The organism is Enterobacter sp. EGD-HP1 (assembly GCF_000733275.2).
Lineage (GTDB): Bacteria > Pseudomonadota > Gammaproteobacteria > Enterobacterales > Enterobacteriaceae > Enterobacter.
Genome location: NZ_AVOP01000032.1, coordinates 230324 through 246050, shown reverse-complemented (window position 1 = coordinate 246050; position 15727 = coordinate 230324). Strand labels below are relative to the sequence as shown.

Genomic DNA, 15727 nt, shown 5'->3' with positions numbered 1-15727 from the left:
TTTCGCGCCACCTGTACCTGACGAATTAAAACGTAATTGGATGTTTATCGTGCGAAAAGGCAAACGGGCAGCGAACTGCCCGAGATGCATAGTTTACTGCGCCGCAAGTATACCCGCTTGTATCAACCATTGCGTACAGGGAATGAGGGTAATTTTGACGCAAAGCAATCCCACGATCGTGAGCACCAGCGTGTAGGGCAGCGCCATCCACACCATCCTGCCATAAGAAAGACGTATGAGCGGCGCGAGGGCGGAGGTCAGCAGAAACAGGAAGGCGGCCTGGCCATTTGGCGTCGCCACCGACGGCAGGTTGGTGCCGGTATTGATCGCCACGGCGAGCAGCTCAAACTGTCCGGCGCTGATAACGCCTTGCTCCATGGCGGCTTTGGCCTCGTTGATGTAGACCGTCCCGACGAAGACGTTATCTGAGATCGACGAGAGCAGGCCGTTAAACAGGTAAAACAGCGAGAGCTGAGCATCCGGTGACGCCTGTAATACAAAGGCAATAATCGGCGCGAACAGATGCTGGTCGATAATCACCGCCACGACGGCAAAGAACACCGCCAGCAGGGCGGTAAACGGCAGGGCTTCGGTAAACGCTTTGCCGATGGCATGTTCGTCCGTCACGCCGGTAAAGGTGGTGGCGAGAATAATGACCGACAGGCCAATCAGCCCCACTTCGGCAAGATGGAGCGCCAGCGCCGCGATAAGCCAGATGCCGATGATCCCCTGAGCAAACAGTCGTAGCGTCTCCTGGCGTGTGCGCTGGCTTCGGCTCTGCAGATCGAATTTATGCAGTTCCTGACGTACCGGCTCCGGGAGCTGCGCCCCATAGCCAAAGAGGCGAAACTTCTCCACCAGCAGACAGGTCGCCAGACCGCAGATCAGCACCGGTACGCTCACCGGCGCCATTCTCAGGAAGAACTCACCGAAGTGCCAGCCCGCCGCTTTGGCAATGATCAGGTTTTGCGGCTCGCCCACCATGGTCATCACGCCGCCCAGGGCGGTACCGACGCCGGCATGCATCATCAGGCTGCGCAGAAACGCGCGGAACTGTTCCAGCACGTCACGGTTATGCGCCTCAACGTGGCTGTCATCCTGCAGGTCCTCATTTGGGCGAGAGGAGGCCACGCGGTGATAAATACCGTAAAACCCAACCGCTACGCTTATCACCACCGCGACGACCGTCAGCGCATCCAGGAAGGCCGACAGGAAGGCGGCGGCAAGGCAAAACGCCAGCGAGAGGAACATTTTCGACGGAATGCTGAGCAGCAGGCGCGTGAAGATAAACAGCAGCAGCTGTTTCATGAAGTAAATGCCCGCCACCATAAAGATCAGCAGAAGAAGCACTTCGAGATTAGACGCCAGCTCGGCTTTGACATGCTCGGCGCTGGTCATACCGATGACGACGGCTTCAAACGCCAGTAAACCGCCCGGCAGCAGGGGATAACATTTCAGCGCCATGGCCAGGGTGAAGATAAATTCCGCCACCAGCAGCCAGCCGGCGATAAAGGGATTCACGCTAAAAATGATGGGATTAACGACCAGGAAAACCAGCAGTACCAGTTTGTACCAGTCCGGAGACTGGCCTAAAAAATTGCGCCACAGTGCGCGCCCAAAAGAAATTTCCACAACAGACGTCCTTCCCGTCAAGTAAGACAAAACATCAGTATACGCAAAAATCGCGGCCTGGAGGCGGATAAGGCTGCATTGTAAATTTCACAAAAATGAAACGGCGATCCCTCTTTTCTCTCTTTGCCGCGCTACCTGCCACTGCGTGCCTCTGGTATGATGAGTCCAATTTGCTAAAGCTGTGTAATGGAAATCTCACTATGGTCATTAAGGCGCAGAGCCCGGCGGGTTTCGCGGAAGAGTACATCATTGAAAGCATCTGGAATAATCGTTTCCCTGCGGGGTCCATTCTTCCGGCTGAACGCGAACTCTCTGAACTGATTGGCGTCACTCGCACCACGCTGCGTGAAGTGCTCCAGCGGCTGGCGCGCGATGGCTGGCTGACGATCCAGCACGGTAAGCCGACGAAAGTGAACAACTTCTGGGAAACGTCCGGGCTGAACATTCTTGAAACGCTGGCGCGTCTCGACCATGAAAGCGTGCCGCAGCTCATTGATAACCTGCTCTCCGTTCGCACCAACATCGCGACGATCTTTATTCGTACCGCTTTCCGTCAGCATCCGGAGGACGCCCTTGCGGTGCTGGCCAGCGCGAACGAGGTGGAAGATCATGCCGATGCTTTTGCCACCCTCGATTACAACGTGTTTCGCGGCCTGGCGTTTGCCTCCGGCAACCCGGTGTACGGCCTGATCCTCAACGGTATGAAAGGGCTTTACACCCGCATCGGCCGCCACTACTTTGCCAATCCGGAAGCGCGTAGTCTGGCGCTGGGCTTCTACCATAAGCTGAGCAAGCTCTGTACCGAGGGCCTGCACGATCAGGTTTATGAGACGGTGCGCCGCTACGGTCACGATTCCGGTGAAATCTGGCACCGTATGCAGAAAACGCTGCCGGGTGATTTAGCGATTCAGACCCGCTAAAAGAAAAAACCTCTCATATGAGAGGTTTTTTTTCGTCGGGTGGCGGCTGCGCCTTACCCGACCTACGGGTTTTGTAGGCCCGGTAAGCGTAGCGCCACCGGGCAAAAAAAGCTGCACTACAGCGTATTCAACCGCGCCGGGCAGCGTTCCAGCAGCTCGACGCTCCCATCTTCATTCTGCTGCTCCAGCTGCACGTCGAAACCCCACAGGCGATGCACATGCTTCAGCACCTCTTTACGCCCTTTATCCAGCGGCGCGCGGTTGTGCGGGATATAGCGCAGCGTCAGGGAGCGGTCACCGCGCAAATCGACGTTCCACACCTGGATATTCGGCTCAAGATTGCTCAGGTTGTACTGGGAAGAGAGGCGAGAGCGGATCTCACGGTACCCCTCTTCGTTATGGATCGCGGAAATCTCCAGATAGTTGTTACGGTCGTCGTCCAGCACGGTGAAGAAGCGGAAGTCACGCATGATCTTCGGCGACATAAACTGGCTGATGAAGCTCTCATCCTTAAAGTCGCGCATCGCAAAGTGCAGCGTTTCCAGCCAGTCAGAACCGGCGATATCCGGGAACCAGTACTTGTCTTCTTCCGTCGGCGACTGGCAGATACGCTTAATGTCCTGGAACATGGCAAAACCAAGCGCATACGGGTTAATCCCGCTGTACCACGGGCTGTTGTAGGGCGGCTGGAACACCACGTTGGTATGGCTGTGGAGAAATTCCATCATGAACCGCTCGGTCACTTTCCCCTCGTCGTACAGATGGTTGAGGATGGTGTAGTGCCAGAAGGTCGCCCAGCCTTCGTTCATCACCTGCGTCTGCTTTTGCGGGTAAAAATACTGGCTCACCTTGCGCACGATGCGCAGGATCTCACGCTGCCACGGCTCCAGCAGCGGGGCGTTCTTCTCCATAAAATAGAGCAGGTTTTCCTGCGGCTCGGACGGATAGCGACGCGCTTCGGCGATCGTTTTTTCCTCCTCACGCTTCGGCAGGGTACGCCACAGCATGTTCACCTGGCTTTGCAGGTACTCTTCGCGGCTCTTCTGCCGGGCCTTCTCCTCCTGCAGGGAGATTTTCTGCGGGCGTTTATAGCGGTCCACGCCGTAGTTCATCAGCGCATGGCAGGAGTCGAGCAGTTTTTCCACTTCGTCCACGCCGTAGCGCTCTTCGCAGTCGGTAATGTATTTACGGGCGAAGATCAGGTAATCGACGATGGAGCTGGCATCCGTCCAGCTGCGGAACAGGTAGTTATTCTTGAAAAAGGAGTTGTGCCCGTAACAGGCATGCGCCATCACCAGCGCCTGCATGGTAATGGTGTTCTCTTCCATTAAATAGGCAATGCACGGATTGGAGTTAATGACAATCTCATACGCCAGCCCCTGCTGGCCGTGCTTATACAGCCGCTCGGTTTCAATAAATTTTTTACCAAACGACCAGTGCGGATAGTTGATCGGCATCCCGACGCTGGAGTAGGCATCCATCATCTGTTCGGACGTAATGACTTCAATCTGATGGGGATAGGTATCCAGACGATACAGCTTTGCGACCCGGTCGATTTCGGCGAGGTAAACATCCAGCAGCTCGAAGGTCCAGTCGGGTCCATCGCTCAGACGTGTGTTGTCCTTGTTCAGGGAATCAATAGTAGCCATTAGCGCGCCCTCGTTGTGGGTGCTCTCTCTGTCTGGAGAGCCTCCTTTCAAGCATAGATCAACGTGTTAAAAAGCGTGCTGGGGCAGAAATTTTTTCTTTGCGATTTCGCGTTTTTGATACGGCAAAAAAACGGTATGTCTCAGCATATTATGCTGGTTAAAAATAACGCGCAGCAGGAGATCCCAAATTAGCACTATCCCCTGATGCTGGGGGATGTGTGAGGTAAGTCACCATAAAAAAGTCGTATGTTGAATAATATTTTCAACTAGGTTATCAATCTGTAATTAGAAGATTGTTCTTTTGCACATAATGGAGTGGCTATGCGTGTTGTCATACTGGGAAGTGGTGTCGTTGGGGTAACCAGCGCCTGGTATTTAAGTCAGGCGGGACATGACGTAACCGTTATCGATCGTGAATCCGGTCCCGCGCTTGAAACCAGCGCGGCGAACGCCGGGCAAATCTCTCCGGGGTATGCGGCGCCGTGGGCTGCGCCGGGCGTTCCGCTGAAAGCGATTAAATGGATGTTCCAGCGTCATGCGCCGCTGGCTATCAGCCTTGACGGCACGCAGTTCCAGCTGAAGTGGATGTGGCAGATGCTGCGCAACTGCGACACCCGCCACTACATGGAGAACAAAGGGCGCATGGTGCGCCTGGCGGAATACAGCCGCGACTGTCTGAAAGCGCTGCGCGCGTCGACGGGTATTGAGTATGAAGGTCGTCAGGGCGGGACGCTGCAGCTGTTCCGCACCGCGCAACAGTACGAAAATGCCACCCGCGATATCGCCGTACTGGAAGATGCTGGCGTACCGTACCAGCTGCTAGAAGCCAGCCAGTTAGGCCAGGTTGAACCGGCGCTGGCGGAAGTGGCGCATAAGCTGACGGGCGGCCTGCGCCTGCCGAATGACGAAACCGGCGACTGCCAGCTCTTTACGCAACGTCTGGCGCAAATGTGCGAGCAGGCGGGGGTGAAGTTCCGCTTCAACACCGCTGTCGACAAGCTGCTGTCGGAAGGGGAAAAAATTTACGGCGTGAAGTGCGGCGACGAGGTGATCAAAGCTGATGCCTACGTGATGGCGTTTGGTTCGTACTCCACCGCCATGCTGAAAGGCATTCTCGACATTCCGGTCTACCCGCTGAAGGGCTACTCGCTGACCATTCCGGTGAAAGAAGAGAGCGGCGCGCCGGTGTCGACCATTCTGGATGAGACCTACAAAATTGCCATTACCCGCTTCGATAACCGTATTCGCGTGGGCGGCATGGCGGAGATTGTCGGCTTCAACACCGAACTGCTGCAGCCGCGTCGTGAAACGCTGGAGATGGTGGTGGGCGATCTCTTCCCGCGCGGCGGCTTTGTTGAGCAGGCGACGTTCTGGACCGGCCTGCGCCCAATGACGCCAGACGGCACGCCGATTGTCGGACGCACGCCGTATAAAAACCTGTGGACCAATACCGGACACGGTACGCTCGGCTGGACGATGGCCTGCGGATCGGGCCAGCTGCTGAGCGACCTGATTTCCGGGCGCACGCCGGCAATTCCGTTTGACGATTTAAGCGCCGCGCGCTATCAATCGGGGTTTACGCCTTCGCGTCCACAGCATCTGCACGGCGCGCATAACTAAGGAGCTGTCATGTCCCGTCCTGTTCTGGCCCAGCTGAACCTGCAGGCCCTGAAGGATAATCTGCAAATTGTTCGTCGGGCGGCACCGGGTTCGCGCGTCTGGTCGGTGGTAAAAGCGAATGCCTACGGCCACGGTATCGATCGTATCTGGAGCGCGCTGAGCGCGACCGACGGCTTTGCGCTCCTGAATCTGGAAGAGGCCATTCTGCTGCGCGAGCGCGGCTGGAAAGGGCCCATCCTGCTGCTGGAGGGCTTCTTCCACGCGGACGATCTGCCGCTGCTGGACAAGTACCGTCTGACCACCAGCGTTCACAGCAACTGGCAGATTAAGGCGATTCAGGATGCGAAGCTCCATGCTCCGCTGGATATCTACCTCAAGGTGAACAGCGGCATGAACCGCCTGGGCTTCCAGCCTGAGCGGGTGCATACGGTCTGGCAGCAGCTGCGCGCCCTGAAGAACGTGGGTGAAATGACGCTGATGGCGCATTTTGCCGATGCGGAAAAACCGGACGGTATTGCCGATGCAATGGTCCGGATCGAGCAGGCGGCAGAAGGGCTGGATTGCCCGCGCTCGCTGTCGAACTCGGCGGCCACGCTGTGGCATCCCGAGGCGCACTACAACTGGGTGCGTCCGGGGATCGTTCTGTACGGTGCGTCTCCCTCGGGCCAGTGGCAGGACATCGCCAACAGCGGCCTGAAGCCGGTCATGACCCTGCGCAGTGAAATCATTGGCGTGCAGACGCTGAAGGCCGGTGACGCGGTGGGCTACGGCAGCCGCTACCGGGCAAAGGGCGAGCAGCGGATTGGCATCGTGGCGGGCGGTTATGCCGACGGCTACCCGCGCATCGCACCGACCGGCACGCCGGTGTGGGTGGATGGGGTGCGCACGGGAACGGTGGGCACCGTATCAATGGATATGCTGGCTGTTGACCTGACGCCATGCCCGCAAGCAGGGATCGGTTCACCGGTCGAGCTGTGGGGTAACGAAATTAAGATTGATGACGTTGCTGCCGCGGCGGGCACGGTGGGGTACGAATTGATGTGCGCGCTGGCACCGAGAGTACCGGTTGTGACGGTGTAACGAATGGTTGTGTCGGGTGGCGCTAACGCTTACCCGACCTACGTCCGAGGGTTTTGTAGGCCGGGTAAGGCGAAGCCGCCACCCGGCAAAAAAAAACTACTCGGTTTCCTCTTCCATCGGCCTGACGCCGACTTTTCTGACCGCGTTATCTTCTTTCTCCGCAACCGTCCAGATCATCCCGGCGAACTCCACCTGGTCGCCGACGACGGGGGCAGCCCCCAGCAGTTGCTGAATGATTTCCCCTAACGTTTGCTGCTTGTCGCGGTACTCCAGCCCTTCATCCAGGCCGTAAATCAGCGCCACATCGGCAAACTTGGCGCTGGCTTCCAGAATAAAATCGCCGAAGAAACGCTGGTCCAGCGCCACCGGAGGCGACTGGCTGAACAGTTTGCCCAGCGCGGGCAGGTCGCGCTCGCGGCCAATGACGCAGAGAATATCCCCTTCGCGCAGGCGGGTGCTGCCGGTAGGGTGCAGCAGGACATTATCGCGGAAAAGGGCGGCAATGCGCGTTTCGGCCGGCATGTGCAAATCGCGCAGCGAGGCCCCCACGCACCATTTGTCGGCGCTCAGCTGATAGACGAACTGTTCCCACGGGTTCTCCGGATGAATGTCCAGCCCCACGCGGGAGACCGGCCAGCCCACGGGAGGCACCACCACTTTGGCTTTTTTCGCCGCCCACCCGAGCGAGGTGCCCTGGAACAGCAGCGAAATCAGCACCACGAAGAACGCCACGTTAAAGAACAGCCGCGCGTTATCCAGACCGGCCATCATCGGGAAAACCGCAAGGATAATCGGCACCGCGCCGCGCAGGCCAACCCAACTGATAAACACCCGCTCGCGCAGGTTGAAGCCGCGAAACGGCAGCAAACCTGCAAATACCGACAGCGGACGGGCGAAAAAGATCATCCACGCGGACAGCAGCAGCGCCGGAACGGCGATCGGCAGCAGGTCCGATGGCGTGACCAGCAGGCCCAGCACCAGAAACATGCCGATCTGCGCCAGCCAGGCCAGACCGTCGAAGTTCTGCAAGATGGCATGGCGGTTGCGAATAGGCCGGTTGCCCATCAGGAACCCGCAGAGGTAGACGGCGAGAATGCCGCTTCCGTCCAGCGCGGTGGTGACGGCAAAAATCAGAATGCCGCCGCTCAGCGCCAGCAGGGGGTAAAGCCCCGCGGGCAGCGAGATGCGGTTGATCATCTGCTGTAACAGGTATCCCCCCGCCAGGCCGATAACAATCCCCAGCCCGAACTGCTGCAGGATATGCCAGACGAACATCCAGCTCAGGCCCGTCTCGTGTTGCTGGATCATCTCAATCAGGGTGATGGTGAGGAACACCGCCATCGGATCGTTACTGCCGGATTCAATCTCAAGCGTCGAGCCGACGCGTTCGTTAAGCCCTTTTCCGCCGAGCAGGGAAAACACCGCTGCCGCATCGGTTGAACCCACGATGGCGCCAATCAGCAAACCTTCCATGATATTGAGATGGAAAAGCCACGCGGCCATCATTCCGGTGAGGCCAGAGGTAATCAACACGCCGACCGTGGCGAGCGACAGCGCAGGCCCTAAGGCCACGCGGAAGGAGCTCGCCTGGGTGCGCATCCCGCCGTCCAGCAGGATCACCGCCAGCGCGAGGTTACTCACCATGTAGGCGAAGGGGTAGTTATCGAATGGGATACCGCCAATGCCATCAATGCCGGCCAGCATGCCGATGGCGAGGAAAATGACAAGAATAGGTATGCCGAGACGCGATGAAAATGAACTTAATAAAATACTGCTGGTTACAAGGACGGAACCCAAAATGAAAAGGCTGATTATCGCTGCGGCATCCAATGTTCTCTTACTCCCACCTCAATGTTAACGCTGTTACTAAAACCCTAACATATTAACCACGGCAACAGCGTTTTATTAAGGGGGTATAACGGCTTTTTTATGCCTTTATGACAGGATGACCGCTGATGGTCAGCCGACTGCCGGAATCATTGTGGAGCAGGGAAGCATGCGCCCCCAGCGCCAGGGTCACGGTCTGCTGCTCATGGCCGAAATCGAGACCGGTGATGACCGGAATATCCAGCCGCGAACGAACGAAGTCGACCATGGTCTCCAGGGAGTAACCCGCGTCATAGTCATTCGGGGCAGAGCCGCTGAAGCTGCCCAGCACAATCGCGGACTGGCGTTCAAGAATGCCGGCATGATAAAGCTGCAAGAGCATGCGCTCGACGCGGAACGGATGTTCGTTGATATCTTCCAGCACCAGAATGCCGTCCTCGATTTGCGGCATCCACGGCGTGCCGATGAGCGAGACCAGCATCGCCAGATTGCCGCCCCAGAGCTGGCCTTCACACTCCCAGTGCGGTCCATTGCCTTGCCACTCCACGCTGTAGGTGGAATTGCGCAGCGCGCGCCAGAAATGCTCTACGGTAAACGCATCCAGCTCCGGCGCGCCGAAGTTACCGGCCAGCATCGGACCGCTGAAGGTGATGACGTTATGCAGGGCCAGCAGCCCGAGCTGGATGACGGTGAAATCGCTGTGGCCGCAGATCAGCAGCGGATCCTGCTGCTGGCGCAGCGCCAGCCCCTGCCAGTCAATGCTCTCCAGCAGCCGGCTCGCACCGTATCCGCCGCGCACCGCAAGCACAATCCGGTTTTCGCCCGTCAGGTTCACCAGGCTATTGATATCATTCAGCCTCTGCGCTTCGGTACCGGCAAAACGCTGCTGGCGACGGGGGATAATTGTCTGATTTTCTACCCGATGACCCGATTCCAGCAAACGCTGTACGCCCCGCTGCGCCGCGTCCTGGTTAATGCAGTAGCCCGACGGCGCGATGAGATGAAACTGAGACATGGCAATTCCTTGCTGAATGAGAAACTAATTGTCTATATCATGCCGCTTAAACGCCGCCTGCTTCAAGAGGCGGCGCACCGCGATGACCGGCTATAAGGATAGATGACGTGAAATTGAGATGGTTTGCTTTTTTGATTGTGTTGCTCGCTGGCTGTAGTTCAAAACATGATTATCAAAACCCACCCTGGAACCCGGAAGTACCGGTGAAACGGGCCATGCAGTGGATGCCGATCAGTGAACAAGCCGGGAAGGCCTGGGGCGTCAGTCCGCGCCTTATTACGGCGATTATTGCGGTGGAGTCCGGCGGTAATCCTGCGCTTGTCAGTAAGTCCAACGCGGTGGGCCTGATGCAGCTTAAAGCGTCAACGGCGGGGAGAGAGGTTTACCGCTATATGGGCTGGAGCGGTCAGCCGTCGACCAGCGAGCTGAAGAATCCGGAACGCAACATTTCAATGGGCACGGCCTATCTGAGCATAATGGAGCACGGCGTGCTGAAGGGCATTAAGGATCCGGAGGTGATGCAGTACGCGCTGGTGGTGTCTTACGTTAACGGTGCCGGCGCGTTGCTCAGAACCTTCTCCTCTGACCGCAAAGAGGCGATAGAAGAGATCAACGACCTGGACAAAGATGAATTCTTTGAGCATGTGGCGAAAAATCACCCGGCACCACAGGCACCTCGTTATATCTGGAAAGTACAGAAAGCGATGGATGCCATGTAATGCCGCAGACGGGCGGCGGTCACGCTGCCCGATTTTCCTTACAGAACTTTATTTGCGCGTTCGCGCGCTTCCCGCTCCAGCGAATAGATGATGCGCTGCAGCTCACGCTCTGCACCGGGCCCGACGTTCAGGAAACGGAAGCTCAGGCGCGGCGTGGTGATGGTTTCATTTTTGCTGTCCACAACGGTACGGTCGCTGATGGCAATCAGCTGTGCATCGAAATAAAAGCGACCCCAGCCACCCATATCCAGCTCAATTTGCGAAAACCGCATGCCCTCGACCAGTCCGTCGGGTTTCGGCGTATCCATCAGTGCGCCCATGCCGCCCAGCGACAGGTCGAAGAGGCGGAAGCGGATCTCTTTTTTGTCCGGCATTTTGGCCTTACAAAAATAGGCAGGATGGAGCGGGGCGCTGATGCGGAAATATTCACGACGCTGGACAAACCAGAGATTGGTGGGAAGCGGGGTAGCAAAAGCAGGGAGTCCCTGGAATTCTCTCATTTCCAGCCGCGACAGGACAAACTCCACTTTGGCACCCTGCGTTTCGGCCATCACCGCGACATTTTCCGCTTTCAGCGCCGCGCGGTTTTCATACTCCTGACTGCCTAAATCAATCACCAGCCGCTCCTGCGAGGCGTCAAGGATCTTGCTGATGAACTGATTATTCGACCAGCTGATGCGCAGCGGCACTTCACCTTTTTGCAGGTCGCGTAATACCCCTAATACAGCCAGCGGATTTTGCTTGAGGAACTGCTCACTGTAATGACTCACGCCGGATGGCTCCTTGATTGATGACAGACTGTCTTAGCGTTATCGGCAATCTGCAATGAAACTTAATACAAACCGGTGAGTTTTTTTTGCCTCTTTACGCAAAGATAAGTCGGTGAGATGAAAATGGTTTTTCGGCGATGACCTATACTTACGTTAGCTGTGCAGAAGGTTTTCTGCGCACGCGTTAAACCTGCAAGAGGGCATCGCTATGGGTATCATCGCCTGGATTATCTTTGGTCTTATTGCCGGGGCTATCGCTAAACTGATCATGCCGGGAAACGATGGTGGCGGCTTTATTTTGACCTGTGTACTCGGGGTCGTTGGTGCGGTTGTGGGCGGCTGGCTGGCGACGATGTTTGGTTTTGGAGGCAACATAAGTGGTTTCGACCTGCACAGTTTTCTGGTCGCTGTCGTGGGTGCCATTGTGGTGCTGGGCATATTCAGGTTGCTGCGACGAGCATAAATTGACGTAAACGGCTCTCTGCGGAGGGCCGTTTTTTTTCCTGAGTATTGATTTGTTAATCTAAATGATAATAATTGTCGTTCCGTATTGCATCTCACAACAAGACGACATTATGAATAGCTCACGCTTTACGCTTTGCGCCCTGGCAGGCGCCGTCACGCTGGCATTGCAGGGCCCGGTATTCGCCGAAGAATCCACCATCGTCGTCACGGGCTCAGAGCAGGGCAACGCGCTGCCGGCCTGGACGAACAGCGCCACGAAATCGGCCGTTGCTGAAAGTAAAACGCCGCAGGTCATCACGACCCTCTCTGCGCCGGAAATTGAAAAGCGCCATGCGAATTCCGTGAATGAAATCCTGCGCTATGCACCGGGCGTCTCAACCGAGGTGAGGGGGAATACCTCCTACATGAGCGAATATAAAATTCGTGGCTTTACCGTCGACCAGGAGTTCTACAACGGGCTGCAGCTGCCCTATAACGTCACCGGCAATACCAAAGCGCGTATCGATCCGCTGTTGATTGACAGCGTGGATATCCTGAAAGGCCCGTCATCGGTTCTTTACGGCGGCGGTTCGCCGGGTGGGCTGGTGAATATTCAAAGTAAAAAACCGCAGCGGGAAGCCCGAACCGAGGTCGGCGTTAACACCGGAAACCGTAATCTGAAAGAGGGCTATCTTGATTCAACCGGGCAGATTGCCGACAGCGACTGGAACTACCGACTGCTGGGCAAAGCCACGGAAAACGACGATCAGCCCCACACCACCCGGTATGAAAACTACCTGGTTGCGCCGTCCGTCACCTGGCAACCGGACAGCAAAACCCGCCTCACCCTGGACGCGCTGGCGCAAAACACCCCGAGTCTGACGCCGTCTAACCCGCTGCCGCTCGCCTATCTGCGTTCAAAATACGCGGGCAAGCGCGATTACGCAGGAGACGAATGGAGCGGGTTTAAGCAGCGTCAGTGGATGCTGGGCTACAGCTTTGAACATGAGTTTGACAGCGGCTGGGGCTTTAATCAGAAAGCGCGCTATTTCGACGTCGATACCCACCAGCGCAGCGTCTACGCGACAGGGACGGGAAGCGAGGTGTATCAGCTCAACCGCTTTGCTTACACCACCGATGAAGACCTTAAGAGCTTCAACATCGACAACCAGGTGACCAAAACCGTTGCGCTGGGCGACTGGAAACACCATCTGCTGGCCGGGTTTGACTACCAGAAGCTGAACTCCCACTTCCACTATCGCTACGCGTCAGCCACGCCGGGCATTGATATGCGCCATCCTGACTATTCGCAGATCCAGGAAAGCGCGCTGGGGCTCTATACCGCCCAGAAAAACCGTCTCAGCTACCAGCAAAACGGCTATTACCTTCAGGACCAAGTGGAATTTGGCGGCCTCAACCTGCTGGGCAGCCTGCGCTACGATGATTACCGCTCCGTCACCACCAACTACCTGCAAAACGGCGATAAAGCCTGGGTATCGCAGGATCGCGTCACCAAACGCCTGGGTGCGCTTTACGCCTTCGATAACGGAATTTCGCCATTTATCAGCTATTCAGAAGGTTTTGCGCCGGTGTCACCGCAGGGTACGCTCGTGGCGAAAGACGTCAAACCGACCACCAGCAAGCAGGTGGAAGGCGGGGTGAAATATCTGCTGGCCGACTACGCCACCACCTTTACCGCCTCGGTGTTTAACATCCGTCAGAAAAATGTCGTCACCTCCGATCCGGGCTTCCTGAACTATCGTCAGACCGGGGAAGTGGAATCAAAAGGGGCAGAACTGTCCGCCATCAGCCGCCCGACGGACAGCCTGACGCTAATTGCCAACTATGCGTACACCCACGCGATCAACAGGGAAGATGACAAATACAAAGGTAAACGTCCTACGCAGGTCCCGGAGAATGCCTTCAACCTCTGGGGGGATTACACCTTTGAGAACACGCCGCTGAAAGGACTGATGCTGGGTGCGGGCGCACGCTACACCGGGCCGATGGAAATCTCTCCGGCAAACGATGCGGGTAAACTGGGCGGCGCTACGCAGTACGATCTGGCGGCCTCGTACCGGATGGGCGAAATCCTGCCTTCGCTGGCAGGGTTAACGCTTAAGGCCAGCGCGCAGAACATCACCAACAAAGAGACGCTGACCTGCTACGACGCGACCAACTGCTGGATTGGGCGTGACAGGACGTATCAGCTAGGGGCGAGTTACAGTTTCTAAGTAACTCCCTGTGGGTTCAAAATGTAGGCCGGGTAAGGCGAAGCCGCCACCCGGCAATACTCCCTTACTGCGCCGCCGCTTTCACCGGCGCAGCCTCATCATTCGCCGCAGGCTGATTCTCCGGCACGCTGTCGCACGGTTTCGCTTTCGGGCAGACCCGATCCAGCATCTTGAGCGTCACGCCGTTACTCCAGCCGAAGCCGTCCTGCAGCGGATACTCGCCGCCGCCGCCGCCCGTACCGGTGGTCGACACGTCGTACTTCTCGACCAGTTTCTTTTCCCGGTCATAAGTATGCTGAACGTTCTTCAGGAAGCGCCAGGTCACATCCATCGAGACCTTCTCCTGGCCGTAATTCTGCAGCCCTTCCGCAGCCACCCATTGCAGCGGGGCCCAGCCGTTTGGCGCATCCCACTGCTGGCCGCTATTGACGGTGGTGGTCGAAATACCGCCCGGTTTCAACAGGCGCGACGAGGTTGCCGCGGCGACTTTATCGGCACGATCCTGCGCCGCCGCCTTCACGTAAAGCGGGAACAGGGCTGCCGCCGTGAGCTGATTGCGTACCTTCTTGCTCTTCAGATCGTAATCCGCGTACCAGCCTTCTTTATCATTCCACAGGTGGCTCTCGATGGCTTTCTGACGCGCCGTTGCCAGCGCCTCATATTTGGTTGCGCTGGCGGTGTCGCCACTCTCCTGGCTTGCTCGCGCCAGCAGTTTTTCCATCCTGAACATCAGGGCGTTCAGGTCCACGGGGACAATGCTGGTGGTCCGGATGGTGCCGAGCTTTTGCGGGTCGTCCATCCAGCGGGAGCTAAAGTCCCAGCCTGAGGCGGCAGCGGAACGCAAATCGCGGTAGATCTCGGTCGCAGGTCGGTTAGGGTTACTTTTGGCGGTATTCACATCGTCAAGCCAGGACTCCGGGCGCGGGGTATCGCGGTCGTCCCAGTAGCGGTTGAGGATAGCGCCGTCATCCAGCTTCACCACGCGCTTGTTAGCCTGCCCCGGCTGAAGGGCGTCGACGCCGTCCATCCAGTAGGCATACTCTTTCTCCATCTGCGGACGATACTTCTTCAGCGCATCGCTGTCGTGCGTGGCCAGCAGTTCCACCATCAGCGAGAAGAACGGCGGCTGGGATCGGCTCAGGTAATAGCTGCGGTTGCCGTTGGGAATGTGGCCGAAGGTGTCAATCTCATAGGCAAAGTTATCCACCATGTCGCTGATTTTGTCCCAGTGATTGCTCTCTGCCAGGCCCAGCATGGTGAAATAGCTGTCCCAGTAGTAGACCTCGCGGAAACGTCCGCCGGGCACAACGTAAGGTTTGGGTAACGGCAGCAGGGAATCCCATTTGTTGCTGGCTTTATCCGTGGTGCGCGTCAGTACGGGCCAGAGATCGTCAATGTGCTCACGTAAACTTTGTCCAGCAGGCGGAACATATTTTTCCCCTTCCGCAGGAAGCGTAAAGTTCATCTCGACAAAGTGGCGTAAGTCAAAGCTGGACTGCGTGTGCTGCATCCGATAGTCCGCCAGAATCATCAGCGGGTCGCTTTTGGGGACGGCATCTGCGAAGGTTTTCTGATCGGGGAACAGTTTGGCGCTTTGCACATCATTAAACAGAGGGCCCAGCAAAATATCGGGTGAGGTGGTTTGGGCCGTGGGGCTATCGTCGGCATAACCGAATGTCGTTACGCCGAGCAGCGCGCCTCCTAATGCAAGGGGCAAGAACGCGGGGCGTAGTGTACGAGGTCTTATCATTCGTTCGTCTCCTGTCTTCACTAAACAGCGTGACCGCTGTTGTCAATCACCTGAAAACCTTAGACGA

The 15727-nt window shown here is 57.1% G+C and carries 12 protein-coding genes and 1 pseudogene; 7 read left to right on the top strand and 6 right to left on the bottom strand.

What is annotated here, in order from left to right:
- Positions 1 to 93: 93 nt before the first annotated feature.
- Entirely contained in the window at positions 94 to 1632 is a 1539-nt protein-coding gene (gene nhaB, locus N037_RS16760) for a Na(+)/H(+) antiporter NhaB (protein WP_023336057.1), read from the bottom strand.
- A gap of 200 nt (positions 1633 to 1832) precedes the next feature.
- On the opposite strand from nhaB, the gene fadR reads away from it, so the two are divergent.
- Positions 1833 to 2552: a fatty acid metabolism transcriptional regulator FadR gene (fadR, locus tag N037_RS16755; RefSeq protein WP_023336056.1), complete on the top strand. Its 720-nt coding sequence runs from the start codon at positions 1833 to 1835 to the stop codon at positions 2550 to 2552.
- Between the two features lie 116 nt (positions 2553 to 2668).
- On the opposite strand, the gene N037_RS16750 is transcribed toward fadR, so the two are convergent.
- A complete protein-coding gene (locus N037_RS16750) occupies positions 2669 to 4201 on the bottom strand; it encodes a SpoVR family protein (RefSeq protein WP_023293929.1) in 1533 nt (510 codons plus the stop codon).
- 321 nt (positions 4202 to 4522) lie between these two features.
- Here N037_RS16750 and N037_RS16745 point away from each other — a divergent pair, with 321 nt between their 5' ends.
- The 3 genes and pseudogenes from N037_RS16745 to N037_RS25430 form a co-directional block, all read left to right on the top strand.
- Entirely contained in the window at positions 4523 to 5821 is a 1299-nt protein-coding gene (locus N037_RS16745) for a D-amino acid dehydrogenase (RefSeq protein WP_023336055.1), read from the top strand.
- 9 nt (positions 5822 to 5830) lie between these two features.
- Positions 5831 to 6901 carry a catabolic alanine racemase DadX gene (gene dadX, locus N037_RS16740; protein WP_032642317.1) on the top strand — a complete coding sequence of 357 codons (1071 nt, stop codon included), beginning with the start codon at positions 5831 to 5833 and terminating at the stop codon, positions 6899 to 6901.
- Between the two features lie 3 nt (positions 6902 to 6904).
- Positions 6905 to 7060 (top strand): annotated as a pseudogene (locus N037_RS25430) (hypothetical protein); the annotation flags it as partial.
- Here the strand turns inward: N037_RS25430 and N037_RS16735 are convergent.
- Complete coding sequence (locus N037_RS16735) at positions 6998 to 8731, bottom strand: potassium/proton antiporter (protein ID WP_023336053.1); 1734 nt, start codon at positions 8729 to 8731, stop codon at positions 6998 to 7000. The pseudogene N037_RS25430 and the gene N037_RS16735 overlap by 63 nt on opposite strands.
- A gap of 97 nt (positions 8732 to 8828) precedes the next feature.
- The gene (gene ldcA, locus N037_RS16730; RefSeq protein WP_023336052.1) at positions 8829 to 9743 is read right to left on the bottom strand and encodes a muramoyltetrapeptide carboxypeptidase; all 915 of its coding nucleotides are present in this window, start codon (positions 9741 to 9743) and stop codon (positions 8829 to 8831) included.
- 107 nt (positions 9744 to 9850) lie between these two features.
- Here ldcA and emtA point away from each other — a divergent pair, with 107 nt between their 5' ends.
- The gene (emtA, locus tag N037_RS16725; protein ID WP_032642315.1) at positions 9851 to 10462 is read left to right on the top strand and encodes a membrane-bound lytic murein transglycosylase EmtA; all 612 of its coding nucleotides are present in this window, start codon (positions 9851 to 9853) and stop codon (positions 10460 to 10462) included.
- Positions 10463 to 10500: 38 nt separating this feature from the next.
- On the opposite strand, the gene ycgR is transcribed toward emtA, so the two are convergent.
- Complete coding sequence (gene ycgR, locus N037_RS16720; RefSeq protein ID WP_023336050.1) at positions 10501 to 11232, bottom strand: flagellar brake protein YcgR; 732 nt, start codon at positions 11230 to 11232, stop codon at positions 10501 to 10503.
- 208 nt (positions 11233 to 11440) lie between these two features.
- Here ycgR and N037_RS16715 point away from each other — a divergent pair, with 208 nt between their 5' ends.
- Together N037_RS16715 and N037_RS16710 are read left to right on the top strand one after the other, a co-directional pair.
- Positions 11441 to 11695: a GlsB/YeaQ/YmgE family stress response membrane protein gene (locus N037_RS16715; protein ID WP_008502662.1), complete on the top strand. Its 255-nt coding sequence runs from the start codon at positions 11441 to 11443 to the stop codon at positions 11693 to 11695.
- Positions 11696 to 11807: 112 nt separating this feature from the next.
- Complete coding sequence (locus N037_RS16710) at positions 11808 to 13910, top strand: TonB-dependent siderophore receptor (protein ID WP_032642313.1); 2103 nt, start codon at positions 11808 to 11810, stop codon at positions 13908 to 13910.
- 64 nt (positions 13911 to 13974) lie between these two features.
- Here the strand turns inward: N037_RS16710 and N037_RS16705 are convergent, their stop codons facing one another.
- Positions 13975 to 15660 carry an alpha,alpha-trehalase gene (locus N037_RS16705; RefSeq protein WP_023336048.1) on the bottom strand — a complete coding sequence of 562 codons (1686 nt, stop codon included), beginning with the start codon at positions 15658 to 15660 and terminating at the stop codon, positions 13975 to 13977.
- Between the last annotated feature and the right edge of the window lie 67 nt (positions 15661 to 15727).

What these genes read in the sequence shown, in the direction of transcription:
- fadR (WP_023336056.1), top strand. Translation starts at nt 1,833, where the DNA reads ATGGTCATTAAGGCGCAGAGCCCGGCGGGTTTCGCGGAAGAGTACATC.
- N037_RS16745 (WP_023336055.1), top strand. Translation starts at nt 4,523, where the DNA reads ATGCGTGTTGTCATACTGGGAAGTGGTGTCGTTGGGGTAACCAGCGCC.
- N037_RS16710 (WP_032642313.1), top strand. Translation starts at nt 11,808, where the DNA reads ATGAATAGCTCACGCTTTACGCTTTGCGCCCTGGCAGGCGCCGTCACG.
- N037_RS16750 (WP_023293929.1), bottom strand. Translation starts at nt 4,201, where the DNA reads ATGGCTACTATTGATTCCCTGAACAAGGACAACACACGTCTGAGCGAT.
- N037_RS16705 (WP_023336048.1), bottom strand. Translation starts at nt 15,660, where the DNA reads ATGATAAGACCTCGTACACTACGCCCCGCGTTCTTGCCCCTTGCATTA.
- dadX (WP_032642317.1), top strand. Translation starts at nt 5,831, where the DNA reads ATGTCCCGTCCTGTTCTGGCCCAGCTGAACCTGCAGGCCCTGAAGGAT.
- ldcA (WP_023336052.1), bottom strand. Translation starts at nt 9,743, where the DNA reads ATGTCTCAGTTTCATCTCATCGCGCCGTCGGGCTACTGCATTAACCAG.
- N037_RS16715 (WP_008502662.1), top strand. Translation starts at nt 11,441, where the DNA reads ATGGGTATCATCGCCTGGATTATCTTTGGTCTTATTGCCGGGGCTATC.